The 16,726-nt window shown below is 75.4% G+C and carries 5 protein-coding genes; all 5 read left to right on the top strand.

Going from position 1 to position 16,726, the window contains the following annotated elements; all coding sequences use genetic code 11:
• Window positions 1-49: 49 nt before the first annotated feature.
• The 5 genes from B056_RS0109460 (at window position 50) to B056_RS0109440 (ending at window position 16,643) form a co-directional block, all read left to right on the top strand.
• Complete coding sequence (locus B056_RS0109460; RefSeq protein ID WP_035750966.1) at window positions 50-8,656, top strand: type I polyketide synthase; 8,607 nt, start codon at window positions 50-52, stop codon at window positions 8,654-8,656.
• Complete coding sequence (locus B056_RS0109455; RefSeq protein WP_018501625.1) at window positions 8,649-14,003, top strand: type I polyketide synthase; 5,355 nt, start codon at window positions 8,649-8,651, stop codon at window positions 14,001-14,003. The genes B056_RS0109460 and B056_RS0109455 overlap by 8 nt, the downstream gene beginning before the upstream one ends.
• Window positions 14,000-14,338, top strand: coding sequence for a phosphopantetheine-binding protein (locus B056_RS0109450; RefSeq protein ID WP_018501624.1), 339 nt, complete (start codon window positions 14,000-14,002; stop codon window positions 14,336-14,338). Before B056_RS0109455 ends, B056_RS0109450 begins: the two co-directional genes overlap by 4 nt.
• 102 nt (window positions 14,339-14,440) lie before the next feature.
• Window positions 14,441-15,376 (top strand): alpha/beta fold hydrolase, encoded by a 936-nt coding sequence (locus tag B056_RS0109445; protein ID WP_018501623.1) that lies wholly within the window; start codon window positions 14,441-14,443, stop codon window positions 15,374-15,376.
• Between the two features lie 76 nt (window positions 15,377-15,452).
• Window positions 15,453-16,643: a glycosyltransferase gene (locus B056_RS0109440; protein WP_018501622.1), complete on the top strand. Its 1,191-nt coding sequence runs from the start codon at window positions 15,453-15,455 to the stop codon at window positions 16,641-16,643.
• The last annotated feature ends 83 nt before the right edge of the window (window positions 16,644-16,726 follow it).

Raw genomic sequence — 16,726 nt, 5'->3', positions numbered from 1 at the left:
TTCCCGGTCGTCGCCGATCACGGTGGTGCCTGGCCAGGAGGAGCATCCGATGAGCAGCTCGTTCAGTGCCCGACCGAGGCCCGTCGCGGTCGAGCCCGGAGACCGGGACCTGGTCGTCGTCGTCAGCCCGTTCGGTGAGCCCGCGCCGCACCTGGTGGCGGCGGTCGGCCACGCAGGCGGCCTGGGAATCCTCGATCTCGGCCTCGACCCGGCCCGCGGCCGGGAGTCGCTGGCCGCGGCGGTCGCCTGGTCGACCGCGCCGTTCGGGGTCAGGGTCCCCGTGGGCTGCCCGCTCGAAACCGGTGACCTGCCTGCCTGCGTCGACACGGTACTGCTCGCGGTGGACGCCCCGTGGGCGGTGGCCGAGGCCGCCGGGTCTGGTCGGCGCGTCCTCGTCGAGGTGCTGTCCGTGGCTGACGCGGTGGGCGCGCTGGAGGCGGGCGCGGCCGGCCTCGTCGCGCGCGGTAATGAGGCCGGCGGACGAGTCGGTGACCTCACGACGTTCACTCTGCTACAGCACCTGATCGCCGCGAAGCCGACACGTCGGGACGGGTCTGTTGCCCCCGTGTGGGCTGCTGGTGGCATTGGTCCGGCCACGGCCGCCGCGGCGATCGCCGGCGGAGCGGTCGGTGTGCTCATGGACTCGCAGTTCGCGCTCGTGCGTGAGATGGAGCTGCCCACCGAGACGGCGGCCGCGGTCCGCGCCATGGACGGCAGCGAGACCGCGCTGATCGAGGGCCACCGCGTCTACGTGCGCCCGGATCTACCGGTCGCCCGCCTGGTCGGCTGGCCCGCCGGCCCGGGTGCGCCCAGGAACGGAGACGAGCCGGTCACGGACTTCCGGGACACCGGCGGTGAACTCGCCTCCGACGGCGCGCTGACGTCCACCGCGCTGACCTCCACCGGGCCCGCCGCGCCGGCGGCCATGGTGCCGGGCGCCACCGCATCCGCCGCCGGTGGCGACCAGCGCCCGGTCGCGCTGCGGCTGGGCGGACGCGACCTGCGGACGCAGCTTCTCCCCGTCGGGCAGGACGGCGCGCTGGCGGCCCACCTGGCCGACCGGTACGGGTCGGCGAGTGCCCTGGTCCAGGCTGTGCGGGAGTCCGTGCGGACCGCTCTCGACTCGGCGGCGCGGCACCGGCCGCTCGCGCCGGGATCGCCGTTCGCGGCCGCCCGCGGGCTGCGCTACCCGGTCGCGCAGGGACCGATGACCAGGGTCAGCGACCGGGCGCGGTTCGCCCGCTCGGTGGCCGACGCGGGCGGGTTGCCCTTCCTCGCGCTCGCGCTGCTGGACGGGGCGGCGACCCGGGCGCTGCTGACGGAGACCGCCGAGCTGCTCGGTGACCTGCCCTGGGGCGTGGGAATTCTCGGGTTCGCGCCGCCCGAGGTGCGCGCGGCCCAGCTCGAGGCGGTGCACGAGGTACGCCCGCCCTGCGCGCTGATCGCCGGCGGACGACCGGCCCAGTCGGCACCGCTGGAGGCCGCCGGCATCGACACCTTCCTGCATGTGCCCTCACCGGGGCTGCTCGATCGCTTCCTCGCCGACGGGGCGCGCAAGTTCGTCTTCGAGGGCCGCGAGTGCGGCGGCCATGTGGGGCCGCGGGCCAGCTTCTCGCTGTGGGAGGCGCAGATCACCCGCCTGCTCGCCTTCGCCCTGGCCGCCGGTGACGGTCCGGGGTCGCTGGAGGACGTCCACGTGCTCTTCGCGGGCGGGATCCATGACGCGAGCTCGGCGGCCATGGTCGCGGCGGCGGCGGCCCCGCTGGCCGACCGCGGCGCGCGGGTCGGTGTGCTCATGGGGACGGCCTACCTGTTCACCGAGGAGGCGGTCGCCGACGGCGCGATCATGCCCGGGTTCCAGGAGGCGGCGATCGGCGCCACCCGCACCGTGCTGCTGGAGACCTCGCCCGGGCACGCCACCCGGTGCGTGGAGTCCGAGTTCGTGCACACCTTCCTGCGCCGGCGCGAGGAGCTGACGGCCGCCGGCGTGGCGCGCAAGCAGATGTGGGCCGAGCTCGAGTCGCTCAACCTGGGCCGGCTGCGGATCGCCAGCCGGGGTGTCCGCCGGGAGGGTGGCCAGCTGGTCGAGGTCGGGCCCCGCGAGCAGGCCACCGACGGCATGTTCATGATCGGCCAGGTGGCGGCGCTGAGATCGGACCGCACGACGATCGGCCGGTTGCACGCGGAGGTGACCGAGCAGGCCACGGCGCTCGTCGCCGAGCGGGCGGCCGGGTGGGTCGACGAGCCGACCGGGTCGGTCGCCGTGCTGCCGGCCCAGCGCATCGCCGGGAGCGGCGCCGAGCGCGCCGCCGCGATCGACGGAGCCGCGGCCGACCGCGCCGAGGGGACCGTCGGCCGCCAGCCATCGGACGGCGACCGGGCCGGGCGCGCGGCCCGGTCCGTGGCCGCCGTGCGCGAGGCGGCCCGGTCGCTCGACATCGCGATCGTCGGTATGTCAGCGGTGTTTCCGCGGGCTTCCGACGAGAAGGACTACTGGGCCAATGTGGTCGGCGGTGTCGACGCGATAACCGAGGTGTCACCCGAACGGTGGGACGCGGAGCTCTACTACGACCCGGAATCGGTCGTGAAGGACGCCGGCCGGCGAACCCCGTCCAAATGGGGTGGATTCCTGCCGCGGATTCCGTTCGACGCGCTCGCCTACGGAATACCACCGCGCTCGCTGCGCAGCATTGATCCGGGTCAGCTCCTCGCGCTGGAGGTGGCCGCCCGGGCCATTCGCGACGCCGGGTATGAAAGCCGACCGTTCGACCGGCGGCGCGCCTCGGTCGTCTTCGGCGCGGAGTCAGGTTCCGACCTTTCCACGACCTATGGATTCCGCTCCGCGCACCGGGCCTGGGTCGGTGAGCTTCCCGCCGAGCTGGAGGAGCTCCTGCCCGAGCTCGACGAGGATTCCTTCCCCGGCATGCTCGCGAACGTCATAGCCGGCCGGGTGGCGAACCGGCTCGATCTCGGTGGCCTGAACTTCACCGTCGACGCGGCGTGTGCCTCCTCGCTGGCCGCCCTGGACGCGGCCTGCAAGGAACTGACGGCGGGCTCGTCCGACATGGTGCTCTGCGGGGGCGTGGACACCCATTCCAGCGTCCACGACTTCCTGCTTTTCGCCTCGGTGCACGCGCTGTCTCCGGGGGGTCGGTGCCGCAGCTTCGATTCCGGAGCGGACGGCACCAGCCTCGGTGAGGGCGTCGCCGTCGTCGTTCTCAAGCGACTCGCGGACGCGCAGCGCGACGGTGACCGGATCCGCGCGGTCATCCGGTCGGTCGCCGGCTCCTCCGACGGCCGGGCACTCGGTCTGACCGCGCCGCGCAAGGCCGGGCAGGTCATCGCCCTCGAGCGGGCCTACGCGACGGCGGGGATCTCGCCGTCCGAGGTGGGCATGCTGGAGGCGCACGCGACCGGAACGGTCGTCGGGGACCGCACCGAGCTCGCCACCCTCACCGAGGTGTTCACCGAGCACGGCGCCGCCGTCGGCCAGTGCGCGGTCGGGTCGGTGAAGTCGCAGATCGGCCACACGAAGTGCGCCGCGGGCCTGGCCGGGCTGGTCAAGGTGGCGCGCGCGCTGGAGACCGGCGTGCGGCCGCCGACGCTGCACATGGACCGCCCCAACCCGTACTGGGAGCAGGAGAGCAGCCCGTTCTTCTTCGACGACCGGGCCCGCCCGTGGATCGCGCCCGCCGGGCGGCGCCACGCCGGCCTGTCCGCCTTCGGGTTCGGCGGGACGAACTTCCACGTCGTCGTGTCGGCCTACGACAAGGCACCGGAGCCCGCGCACGGCCTGGACCGGTGGCCGGCGGAGCTGTTCGTGATCCGCGGTCGGGACCGCGCCGCCGCGCTGCGCCGGCTGGACCGCCTCGCCGAACTGGCCCGGGCCAACGAGGAGGCGGGCCGGCCCTACCACCTGCGCGATCTGGCCCGCACCGCGGCCGAGGAGCGGGGCGGCCCGGTGCGGATCGCCTTCGTCGTCGACGAGCTGGACGATCTCGCCGCCGCCCTCGACCGGGCGCGCGAGCCGCGGTCGGACTCCCGCCTCGGCGTGTTCGTCCACCCCGGGGACGAGGCCGGCACGTCCGACGCGTCGGCCACGGCCGGCGGCGGCACCGGGACGTCCACCGAGGGCGGCGGCGCCGGACCGGTGGCGTTCCTCTTCCCCGGCCAGGGCAGCCAGCGTCCCGGGATGCTCGCGGACCTCTTCGTGGCCTTCCCGCGGCTGCGCGCCCTGCTGGAGCTCGCCCCGGACGTCGCCGCCACGATGTTCCCCCCGGCCGCCTTCAGCGACACCGAACGGACGGCCCAGGCCGCGGCGCTGACCGACACCCGGGCGGCGCAGCCCGCGCTGGGGATGGCCGGGCTGGCCGTCCACGACATCCTGGCCGGGCTGAAGATCCGTCCCGACCATGTCGCCGGTCATTCCTACGGTGAGCTGGTCGCGCTGTGCGCGGCCGGCGCGTACGACCGGGCCGACCTCGTCCGGCTCAGCCGGGCCCGCGCCGACGCGATCCTCGCGGCGGCCGACGGCGACCCGGGCACCATGGCCGCGGTGTCGGCGACCGCCGACCAGATCCGGGACGCGCTCGGCGCGCCCGCGGCCGACGGCACCGTGGCCGGCGTGGCGCTCGCCAACCAGAACGCGCCACGCCAGACCGTGATCTCCGGGCCCACCGCCGCCGTCGACGCCGCGGTCGCCCGGCTCAAGGACGCCGGGCACTCGGCCCGGCGCATCCCGGTGGCCTGCGCCTTCCACAGCCCGGTGATCGCCGGTGCGGCCGACACGCTGGCCGGTGAGCTCGCCGCCACGGCCGTCGGTGAGCTCACGCTGCCGGTGTGGTCCAACACGACCGCCGCGCCCTACCCGCGGACCCCGGACGGCACCCGCGCGACGCTGGCCGGCCAGGTCGCGGCCCCGGTCCGCTTCGTCGAGCAGATCGAGGCGATGTACGCGGCCGGCGTCCGGGTCTTCGTCGAGACCGGTCCGGGCCGGGTGCTCTCCCAGCTCACGGCGAAGATTCTCGCCGGACGTCCGCACCGGGTCGTGGCGACCGACGCGCCGGGGGAGCACGGCCTGCGCCGGCTGCTGCTCGCGGTGGCCGAGCTCGCGGCGGCCGGGGTGGAGCTGGACCCGTCGGCCCTGTTCGCGGGCCGTGACACCCGCACGGTCCCGGCCGACGGGATGCCCCGGCGCCCGGGCTGGCTGATCGACGGGGCGTATGTGCGGACCGGGCAGGGCGGCTACCTGCCCGGTGGGCTGCGGCCCGCCCGACGGGTGCCGCCGGTCGTGCCGGTCGTGCCGGCTGTCGAGGCCGCGCCGGCTGAGTGGGCCGCGGAGCCAGGGCGGCCGATGGCTGTCGAGGCGTCCACGGCGCGGACGGGTGGCTCTGGTGACACAGACAGGCAGGACGGCCCCGGGGCCTGGCGCGTTTTCGCGCCCGGCCCGGTGGGGGCCGGCGGATCGGCAGGAGGCACTCCAGTGGACGGTCCCCAGATGATGAACGGGCACGCGAACGGGCATGTGAACGGACATCGCGACGGCTGGTATCCGGGGCCGAACGGGTCCGGGGCCGCGTTCGCCGCCGCCGGTGCGAGCCCCGTCGAGCCGGCGGTCGCCGGCCGGCCGGCCGGGCCGGCCCCGGTCACCGGGCCCGCTGACACGGCCGTCCTCGAGTTCCTGCGGACGGGCCGTGATCTCGTGGCGGCGCAGCGCGACGTTCTGTTGACCTACCTGGGCGGCGCCGCCGCGGCCACGCCGGTCGACCACGATGCCGGGCGGTGGGCTCAGGCAGCCCCGCTGCCGGCCCCGGTGGCTCCGGCTGCCGTCCTGCCGCCCGCCACGCCTGTCGCGCCCGCGGTGCCCGCCACGCCCGCGGTGCCCGCCACGCCCGCGGCATCCGCCACGCCCGCGGTGCATGCCGCACCCGCGGTATCCGCGGTGGCCGCGCCTGCCGCCGCCGCGTCTCCGGCTCTGGCCGTGCCGGCTGTGGTGGGTGTGCCGGTGGGTGGTGGGGGGTCTGTCGGGTTGTCGGCGGAGGCTGTGGCGGATGCGGTGGTGGGGGTGATCGCGGATCTGACGGGTTATCCGGTGGAGATGCTGGAGCCGGATCTGGATCTTGAGGCTGATCTGTCGATCGATTCGATCAAGCGGACGGAGATTCTGGGGGAGCTCGCGGGGCGGGTGGGTCTGGCTGGTGTGGGGGCGGGTGATGTGGATGAGTCGGTGGTGGAGGAGTTGGCGGCGGTGAAGACGGTTCGGGGGATCGTTTCCTGGATCGTCGAGCGCCAGTCCGCCGACCCGGCCGCCGACCGGTCCGCCGACCCGGCCTACGACACGGCGCCGGCCGCCCTCCCGGCCACCGCGTCCTCGGCCACCTCGTCTCCGGCGCCGGCTGTGGTGGGTGTGCCGGTGGGTGGTGGGGGGTCTGTCGGGTTGTCGGCGGAGGCTGTGGCGGATGCGGTGGTGGGGGTGATCGCGGATCTGACGGGTTATCCGGTGGAGATGCTGGAGCCGGATCTGGATCTTGAGGCTGATCTGTCGATCGATTCGATCAAGCGGACGGAGATTCTGGGGGAGCTCGCGGGGCGGGTGGGTCTGGCTGGTGTGGGGGCGGGTGATGTGGATGAGTCGGTGGTGGAGGAGTTGGCGGCGGTGAAGACGGTTCGGGGGATCGTTTCCTGGATCGTCGAGCGCCAGTCCGCCGACCCGGCCGCCGACCGGTCCGCCGACCCGGCTGTCGACCGGTCCGCCGACCAGGCGGTCACCGCCGGGGGCGGGGCCGGCCACGGCGCGGGGCCCGGCGCCGCCGCCGGCGCGGGACGGGCCCGGCCCGGACAGGTCGAGGTGCCCGAGCAGAGCCACGCCGAGCGTTGGTCCGCCGTCCCGGCCGCGGTCCCGGCGACCGCCGCGGCGAAGGCGACTCCCGCGGCCGCGGCCACGGCCGTTCCGGTACCGGCGGGTGCGCCGGTGATGTCCGCGCGGCTCGCGGCACCAATTGGTGCCCCGCCGGCCGGCGTCCGGTCAGCCGGTACCGCGTCGGCGCCGGATGGCTGGGGGGTGCTGTCGGCCCCGCGGGGCGCCACGGATCCGGTGTTCGCCGAACGGGTGCCGCTGCGCCGGTTCGTGGTGGAGTCCACCGAGCTGGCCCCGCTGCCGTCCTGGGACGACATCGTCGCCGCCGGCCGCACGGCGGTGCTGGACGGCGCCCGGTTCGCCGTCGTCGACGGCGGGCTCGGGATCGGCCTCGCGCTGTCGAGCCTGCTTGAACAGGCCGGGGCGCAGGTCCGCATCATCTCGGCGAACGACGCCGCCCTGGGCGAGCTGGTCGCCTCCGGCATCGGCGCCGACGGGTTGTTCTGGGCCGCCTCGACGGAGGGCTCGGCGGGGCCGACCGGCGGTCTGCCGGCGGCGTTCCCGGCGCTGCGCGCCGCCGCGCTGGCCGGCGTCCGGCGGCTCGTCGCGGTCACCGGCCTCGGCGGCGATCTCGGCCGCAACGGCGAGATCGGCGACCCCGGCCCGGGCGCCGGGATGGCCGGGCTGCTCCGGACCCTGGCCCGTGAGCTGCCCGACCTCCTGATCAGGCTGGTGGACGTCCATCCCAAGGCGCAGCCGCGGCGGATCGCGGAGAACCTGCTCGCGGAGATGCTCACGCCGGACGCGCCGGTGGTCGTCGGCTACCGCGACGGCGTCCGGATCGCTCCCGAGCTGCGGATGGTCGACCTGGCCGCGGTCACCGGCGGGCCGGATGCTCCGGCCGCCGGGGCGCCGCGGGCCGCCGCGGTTCCGCCGGGGCTGGACGGGTCCGGCGTCGTCCTGCTGACCGGTGGCGCGCGTGGGATCACCGCCCGGACCGCGCTGGCGCTCGCGGGTGCCACCGGCTGCGCGGTCGAGCTGATCGGACGCACGCCCGTCCCGGACGCGCCCGAGGACGAGGCCACCGTGGGCGCGTTCGACCCGCCCGCGCTGCGCCGTGCCCTGATCGCGGCGGGGGTGCGCCGCCCGGCCGAGATAGAGGCCCGCATCGGGCGGATCCTGGCCGAGCGGGAGATCCGGGCCACGCTCGGCGCGCTGCGGGAGGTCGCCGCGTCGGTGCGCTACCACCCGGTCGACGTGCGGGACGTCACCGCGGTCGCCGGCGTCGTCGCCGACGTGTACGCGCGGCACGGCCGGCTGGACGGCGTCGTGCACGGCGCCGGCGTCCTGGAGGACCGGCTGCTGCGGGACAAGTCGCCGGAGTCCTTCGATCGGGTGTTCCGCACGAAGGTCGACGGGGCGCGCGCCCTGCTGGACGCGCTACGGCCCGATGTGGGCTTCGTTGTGCTCTTCGGCAGCGTGGCCGGGGTGTTCGGCAACCGCGGTCAGGTCGACTACGCGGCCGCCAACGACGCCCTGGACGCCCTCGCGCACACCGCCTCGGCGCGTTTCGCCGGCCGGGTGGTCAGCGTCGACTGGGGTCCCTGGGGCACCGACACGGTCGCCGGCCGCGGGATGGTGTCCGCCGAGCTGTCCCGGGAGTACGCCCGCCGGGGCATCGGTCTGATCGACCCCGGGGAAGGGGTCGCCGCGTTGCTGCGGGAGCTCGGTGAGCCGGTCGCGGCCGCGCCGACCCAGGTCGTCTACATGTGCGCGGGAGTCGGGTCGTTCGATGGGTGACACATCCCGCCACAACGGTGGCGGCCCCCGCGACGCGGGTGGGCTTGAGATCGCGATCGTCGGGATGTCCGCGCTGTTCCCCGGTGCGGGCGACCTGGACACCTACTGGCGCAACATCGTCGGTGGCGTGGACGCGATCGCCGACGTCCCGCCGGGCCGCTGGGACCTCGACGAGTACTACGCCGGGGCCGCCGGGGCGGTCGCGGACGGTGACCGGCGGCCGGACGGCGCCGGCTTCTACTGCCGGCGCGGCGGGTTCGTCGACGATCTGGCGACCTTCGACCCCGCCCGGTTCGGCATCGTCCCGGTCTCGGTCGACTGGGCGGAGCCCGACCAGCTGCTCGCGCTGCGGCTCGCCGCCGAGGCGATGGACGACGCCGGCGGGGCCGAGGCGCTCGGTGACCGCGGCCGCGTCGGCGTCGTGGTGGGCCGCGGCGGCTACGTCGGGCCGGGGGTGGCCCGGCTCGAGCAGCGGGTCCGCACCTCGCACCAGCTGGCGACCACGCTGCGCGAGGTGCTGCCGGACGTCCCGGAGGGGGCCGTCGACCAGGTGGTCGACGCGTTTCTGGCCAAGCTGGGCCCGCAGCGGCCGGAGGCGTCCATCGGCCTGGTGCCGAACCTGGCGGCCTCGCGGATCGCGAACCGTCTCGACCTGCACGGCCCGGCCTACACGATCGACGCGGCCTGCGCGTCCTCCCTGGTCGCGGTGGACATCGCGATGCGGGAGCTGGTCGGGGGCCGGGCCGGCGCGATGATCGTCGGCGGCGTGCACATCGTGCACGAGGTCTCGTTCTGGAGCCTGTTCACGCTGCTGCGGGCGCTCTCGCCCACCCAGCGGATCCGGCCGTTCGACCGCCGCGCCGACGGCCTGCTCATGGGCGAGGGCGTCGGGATGATCGTCCTGAAGCGGCTCCCCGACGCCCGCCGCGACGGCGACCGGGTCTACGCCGTGCTGCGCGGCGCCGGGACGTCCAGCGACGGGCGTACCGCGAGCCTGATGGCGCCCGCGTCCTCTGGGCAGATCCTGGCGATCGAGCGGGCCTGGGCGGACGCCGGTCTCGACCCGGCGGCGCCCGGCGCGGTCGGGCTGATCGAGGCGCACGGGACCGCGACTCCGGCTGGCGACGGCACCGAGCTCTCGACGCTGGCGAAGGTCTTCGGCGGCGGCGTAGGGGCGAGCGAGGCCGGGGCGGGCCCGGTCGGTCTCGGCTCGGTGAAGTCGATGATCGGGCACGCGATGCCCGCCGCCGGCATGGCCGGACTGATCAAGGCCGCGCTGGCGCTGCACCACCGCACCCTGCCGCCGACGCTGCACTGCGACGAGCCGCACCCGCTGTTCGACGGGAGCCGGTTCGCCCCGGTCCGGGCGGCGGCCGAGTGGGAGCCGTCCGGCGCCACGCCGCGCCGGGCGGGGGTGAACGCCTTCGGGTTCGGCGGCGTGAACGCGCACGTCGTCCTGGAGGAGTGCCTCGACGACCACGCCGGCGCCGTCGATCCGGTGAGCTTCGGTGGCTCCGCCGGTTCCACCGGTTCCGTCGCCGGCATCGTCGCCGCCGGGACGGGTGCCGAGCTCGGGCCCGACCCGGCGGCCGAGCGGGTCCTGCTGTTCGCGGGCTCGTCGGCGGCCGAGATCGTCGCCCAGCTGGCCGTCCCGGACGCCGACCTGCTCGGGCGGGACGACGCGGCGTCCCCGCCGGTGGGCGGGCCGTACCGGCTGGCGCTGGTGGCTCCCACCCCGCGCCGGCTGGCGCTGGCCCGCACGGTGGCGGCCCGCGGCACCGCGTGGCGCGGGCGCAACGATCTCTGGTTCGTCCCCGATCCGCTGCTCGGAGACCGGGCCGGGCCCGGTGCCGACCTCGGCCCCGACGTCGGCGCCGGGGCCGAGGTCGGCCCGCGGCTGGCGTTCCTGTTCTGCGGTCTGGAGGACAAGTTCGCCCCACGGATCGACGACGTGTGCGACCACTTCGGGCTGGCGCGCCCGGAGGTGGGCGACACCGCCGAGCTCGGCAGCCACGGCGTCGCCAGTGTCCAGGTGGGACGGGTCCTCGACACGGCCCTGCGCCGCCTCGGGGTGGTCCCCGACCTGGTCGCCGGGCACAGCGTGGGCGAGTGGAACGCGATGCTCTCGGCCGGGCTGATGACCGACGAGTACGCCGACGAGTTCATCGGGGTCTTCGACCCGGCCACGCTCGAGGTGCCGGGTGTCGTGTTCGGGGCGCTGGGCTGCGGTGCGGAGGTCGCCACCGAGGCGATCGACGGGTTGCCCGAGATCGTGGTCTCGCACGACAACTGCCCACACCAGTCGATCATCTGCGGGCGGGTGGACAGCGTCGAGACCGCGCTCGCCCGGCTGCGCGCCCGCGGGGTGCTGGGGCAGACGCTGCCGTTCCGTTCGGGCTTCCACTCCCCGTTCCTGAAGCCGCACCTCAAGCGCCTGCGGGACGGTCTCTACAACACGCCCCTGTACACGGCACGCGTCCCCGTGTGGTCCGCCACCACGGTGGCTCCGTATCCGGCGGGGCACGACGAGATCCGGGAGCTGGCCGTCCGGCACCTGCTCGAGCCGGTGCGGTTCCGGGAGCTGACGCGGCGTCTGCACTCCGCGGGCGTCCGGGTGTTCGTGCAGGTCGGGATGGGCAGCGTCGCCGGCTTCGTCGACGACACCCTGAACGGTCCGGGGGATGAGCACGCGTCGCTGGTCACGAACACCACCAAGCGGTCCGGCCTCGACCAGCTCCGGCGGGTCGCGGTGGCGCTGTGGGCCGACGGTGCCGCGCCGCGCCTGGACGTCCTGCCGTGCCACACCAGACCGGAGCCCGCCACTGCCGCCGGCACCGCCGTTGCCGCCGGCACCGCCGTTGCCGCCGGCACCGCCACGGCCGTCGGCACCGCCGCTGCCGGCGCGACCAGGGCGCCGCGGGTGGCCGCACCGGCGGCCCGGCCCGGGCGCCCGGTGCGCCTGCGACTGGGAACGCCGCTGGTCCGGCTCGGCGCGGACGCCCCGGACCTCGCGGCATCGCTCCCGCCCCGGCTCGGCGGCGCGGACGCGGGACGTCGCGGCGACGGCGACGTGCCGGCCCAGGTGGCCGACGGTCCGGGCGGCCCCGCGCGCCATGCCGTCCTCGCCGAACTCGGCGCGGCGGTCGCCGACGCGCGAGCGGTGATGTCCACCGTCACCGACCGCTGGGCCGCGGCGCGGGCGTCCGCTCCTTCCGCGACGGCGCAGACGCAGGCCCGGACCGCAACGGCGCAGGCGGCAACGACGCAGGCAGCAACGGCGCAGGCGGTGCCCGCGCCTGCGGGGGTGCCCGCGGCCCGGCCCGCGGCGAGCGGGCCGGGTGGTGGGCGGACCGTGCGGCGGGAGCTCTCCCTGGCGACGATGCCCGAGGTCGCCGACCACTGCTTCTACCGGCAGCCCCCCGGGTGGTCCGACCCGTCCGACCTGTTCCCGGTCGTGCCGCTCACCGGCGTGCTCGAAATGATCATCGCCGAGGCGAGTGCGCTGATGCCCGGGCGCGCGGTGGTGGCCGTCCGGGACGTGCGGGCCACCCGCTGGCTGGCGATCGAGCCGCCGGTGCAGGTCACGATCACCAGCACCCCGCTGGGCCCGGACGAGATCCGGGTCGACGTCGTCGGCTACACGCGGGCCACGGTCGTCTTCGCCGACGCCTACCCGGCGCCGCCGCGGGTGACCGACACGGCCACCGGGTTCGTCCCGGCGCCGGGCGCGGCGGGGGAGGTCGTGATCCCCGGCGAGGCGCCGTCCCCGCACACCGGGCGCGCAATCTACGACGACCGGCTGCTGTTCCACGGGCCGGGCTACCAGGGCGTCGAGTCCGTCGACGGGATGGCCCCGCTGGGGCTGCGCGGCTGGCTGCGGGTGACACCCGCCAGCGGCGCGCTGCTCGACAACGCCGGGCAGTTCTTCGGGTACTGGGGCATGCAGTACCTGCCGACGGACTGGCTGCTCTTCCCGGCCTCGGTCACCTCGATTCGGTTCTTCGGCCCGCCACCGCCGGTCGGCGTGCGGATGTCCTACCTGGGCCGGATCCGGGACGTGACCGACCGCACCGCCACCGCGGACATGGAGATCCGGGACGCCGACGGACGGCTGTGGGGGCACATCCAGGGCTGGACCGACCGGCGGTTCACCGAGGACGACGTCCTGTGGTCGATGGCACTGGCGCCGGAGGGGAACACACAGAGCCACCTGACGCCGGACGGCTGGGTGGTCGTCACCGAGCACTGGCGTGACCCGGCGTCCCGGGAGCTGTCGCTGCGCCACTACCTCGACGCGGACGAGCGGACCCGGCTGGCCCGGCACAATCCGCTGGCCGCCCGGTCCTGGCTGCTGGGGCGGATCGCGGCCAAGGACGCGGTGCGGCGCCGCTGGTGGGAACGCGGGGCCGGCGCGGTGTGGCCGATCGAGGTCGGTGTGACGGATCTGGTGTCCGGGCGGCTGGTCGTCGGCACGGTGCCCACCCGGCCGGGTCTGCCCGAGCTGACCCGCCCCGAGGTGGGCATCGCCCACCGCCCGGAGATCGCCGTCGCCCTCGCGGTGGACGACCCGGGAGACGTCGGCGGTGTGGGAATCGGCCTGGAGCGCATCGAGGAACGCGACGAACGGCGCGGGCCCGCCGCGGAGGCGGCCGTGCTCGCCGGATCCGAGCTGAGCCTGCTCGACGAACTGGCCGGCGCGGATCCGCGGGCCCGCGTGCTCTGGCTCGCGCGGTTCGCCGCGGCGAAGCAGGCCGCGGCGAAGGCGTACGGGACCGGGCCGGCCGGCGATCAGCGGCGGTTCGTCGTCGGCCGGCCGCGACCGGGCGGATCCGCCGTCCCGGCGGCGGTGCCGCGTGGGCCGGGCGGGATGGTCGCGCACCCGACCGGCGAGCCTCCCGACGTGACCGGCCTGCCGGCCCCGATGCTGGTACCGGTCACCGTCTCCGCGCCGGACGGCGGGCCACCGGCGGAACCGGACGGCGGTCCGGCGGCGGAGCCGGCCGCGGCCGGGCACACTACCGGGGCGGAAGCGGGCGCCGGGGCCGGCGAGACGTGGTGGGTGGCACTGCGCACCATGGACACCACCGGACGGCCCCGTCCCGACACCGAACTCAATGATCACACCGCCGCGTCCGGCGCCGCCACATCCGGCGGCGCTCCCGCGGGCGGTTACATCGTGGCCTGGACCTCGCCACGGATCGAGCGATCCGCGAGGCCTCCGGGCGGCGCCGCCGGGAGCCCGCCCACGCGGCGGCCCGGCGATCAACCCACCGGCCCGGCCGGTCACCGGCCGGGCGCACGGACCGGTACGCAGCCCGATCAGCAGAAGGAGCAGACCCAGCGATGACCACCAACCAGTCGACCCTGGCCGTGGACCCGGCGACCCGCGCGGACCAGGTGCTCGGGGACGTGACGGAGATCCTGCGCGACGTGATCGGCGAGGAGTACGTCGTCGACATGACGATCGGCATGGACACCTCGTTCAACGCGGACCTCGAACTCGAGAGCATCGAGTTCGTGACCTTCGCCGACCGGCTCCGGGAGACCTACGGGGACCACGTCGACTTCGTCGGCTTCCTCTCGGAGATGGATGTCGACCAGGTGATCAACATGAAGGTCGGGGAGGTCGTCCAGTTCATCGTCGACAGCCTCGAGACCGACACGCCGGCCGCCGCCCGTTAGCGGCGGACACGGTCGGCGGGGGGGCGACGAGGACCTCTTACGCGCGCGGCGCGGGGCGCACCGCGGGCGCAACCTTCGTGAACGAAGCTAGGGAGAGAGCACGTGGCTGAGATCGTCGCCAACGGCGTCCGTCTGCATGTGCAGAGGCTTGGGCCCAAGGGCGGGGCCGGTCCCGAGTCGCCGGTCGTGGTGATGGTGCACGGAATGGTGATGGACAACATCTCCAGCTTCTACTTCGCGCTGGGCAACTGCCTGGCCGGAGCGGGATGCGACGTCATCTGCTACGACCTGCGCGGCCATGGCCGCAGCGAGCGGACCCCGACCGGTTACACGATGGTCGACTCGATGGCCGACCTCGAAGGCCTGCTCGACGCCCTCGACGTGCGCCGGCCCGTGCACGTCGTGGGCAACAGCTACGGCGCGACGCTGACCCTCGCGCTCGGCCTGGCCCGCCCGGAGCGGGTGGCGAGCCTGACCCTGATCGAGCCGCCGTTCCTGATCGAGGGGCTCGGCGAGGAGATGGCCCGCTCGCTGACCCAGGTTCTCGCGGCCGTCACCGACGAGGAGGTGGAGGAGTGGCTGGCGAACTCCGCCGGCCGCGCGGTCTCCCGGATCACCCGCGCCTCGCAGGCGCTGCTGAAGGAGACCACGATCGCCGAGGACATGCTGGCCACCCCGCCGTTCTCGCCGGAGGCGCTGGCCAGCCTGCCGATGCCGGTGCTCGCCGTCTACGGGGCGAACTCGGACATCATCGACCAGGCCGAGGGGCTCGCCGAGCTGGTCCCGGACTGCACCCTGGTCGTCCTGGAGCAGCACACCCACATGGTGCTGCGGGAGGCGGCCGACTACCTGCGTGACCTGCTGCGGTGGTGGCTGTTCCGGCGGTCCGAGCCGATGCCCTCGCACCAGGTGCGCGGTGCCGGGTTCGACACCCCCGACTGGGTGCGGCAGATGATCCCGCCGCCGAACCTCAACAACGGGGACGAGCCCACGACGTCGCTGTCCGCGGCGCGGGCCGGTTCGCCGGCCGAGGCCTGACCGTCACCGGTGCGGGTCGCGAAGGCGCGGCTGACTCACCGCCGGAAGGGAGACGAATGGGATTTCGGGGGCTTTGATGGGCCGTGTTCTCTTCGCCGTGCCGCCGCTGACCGGGCACGTGAACCCGGCGGTCGGCATCGCCGGCGAGCTGGCGGCCCGCGGGCAGGAGGTGGCCCTGGTCGGCCACGCGAGCGTCGTCGGCCCGCTCGTCCCGCCGTCCATCCCACTCATCGCGCTGCCGGGGGAGATCTCGGCCGACCAGCGGGCCGAGCTGGAGGAACGGTCCCGGCCGCTGCGCGGGCCCGCGTCGCTGAAGTTCCTGTGGGAGGAGTTCCTGCTGCCGCTGGGCGCCTCGATGGCGCGCGACGTCGGTGCCGTCGTCGAACGGTGGCGCCCGGACGTGATCGTCGCCGACCAGCAGGCGGTCGGGGCCGCCATGATCGCCCGCCGGCGCGGCATCCGGTGGGCCACGCTCGCCACCACCTCGGCGGAGCTCGACGACCCCTACGCGGTGCTCGCCGGGGTCGGGAACTGGGTGTCGGAGCGGCTGCGGGACTTCCAGGTCGCGAACGGCGTCCCGGCGGAGGAGGCGGCGCGCGGTGACCTGCGCTTCTCCGAGGACCTCACCGTGGTCTGCTCGGTGCCCTCGCTGCTGCGCACCGCCAGCCATCCGTCCCATCACGTGTTCGTCGGCTGCGCGGCCGGGCTGCGCCGGTCGGCCCCGGAGTTCCCCTGGGAATGGCTCGACCGGGACCGCCGCACCGTCCTCGTCTCACTCGGGACGGTGACCCGGGAGGCCGGCGGGCGGTTCCTGCGCGCGGCCGCGGAGGCCCTGGTGGGGATGTCCGACCGGGTGCAGGCCGTGATCGTCGCGCCGCCGGGCCCGCTGGACGACCTCGCCGGCCAGGTTCCCGACGACCTGCTGGTCCGCTCGTTCGTGCCGCAGGTGGACCTGATGGACGAACTGGACGCGATAGTGTGCCACGCGGGAAACAACACGGTCTGTGAGGCTCTGTCACGGGGAGTGCCGCTGGTGGTGGCGCCGGTGCGGGACGACCAGCCGATCATCGGCGAGCAGGTGGTGCGGGCCGGGGCGGGTCTGCGGGTGCGCTTCGGGCGCTCGACCCCGGCGACGCTGGCCACCGCGATCGGCACCGTGCTCGACGAGCCGTCCCACCGGGTCGCGGCGCGGCGGCTGCGGGACGAGTTCAGCGCGGCGGGCGGTGTCGTGGCCGCCGCAGACCACATTGAGAAGCTGCTGCCGTAGGCCCGGCCCCGGCGGATCACCAGCCCGCGGGCCCGCTGTCGGGGCCGGGGCTGCCGCCGGGGTCGGGCCCGCCGCCGGAGCGG

The sequence above is a fragment of the Parafrankia discariae genome, assembly GCF_000373365.1.
Classification (GTDB): Bacteria; Actinomycetota; Actinomycetes; order Frankiales; family Frankiaceae; genus Parafrankia; species Parafrankia discariae.
Note: the sequence above shows the minus strand (reverse complement) of the source record. Positions and strands in the feature narration are given on the sequence as shown.

Excerpts from the sequence above, each read along its gene's own strand:
- B056_RS0109460 (WP_035750966.1), top strand. The coding sequence starts at position 50 with ATGAGCAGCTCGTTCAGTGCCCGACCGAGGCCCGTCGCGGTCGAGCCC.
- B056_RS0109455 (WP_018501625.1), top strand. The coding sequence starts at position 8,649 with ATGGGTGACACATCCCGCCACAACGGTGGCGGCCCCCGCGACGCGGGT.
- B056_RS0109450 (WP_018501624.1), top strand. The coding sequence starts at position 14,000 with ATGACCACCAACCAGTCGACCCTGGCCGTGGACCCGGCGACCCGCGCG.
- B056_RS0109440 (WP_018501622.1), top strand. The coding sequence starts at position 15,453 with ATGGGCCGTGTTCTCTTCGCCGTGCCGCCGCTGACCGGGCACGTGAAC.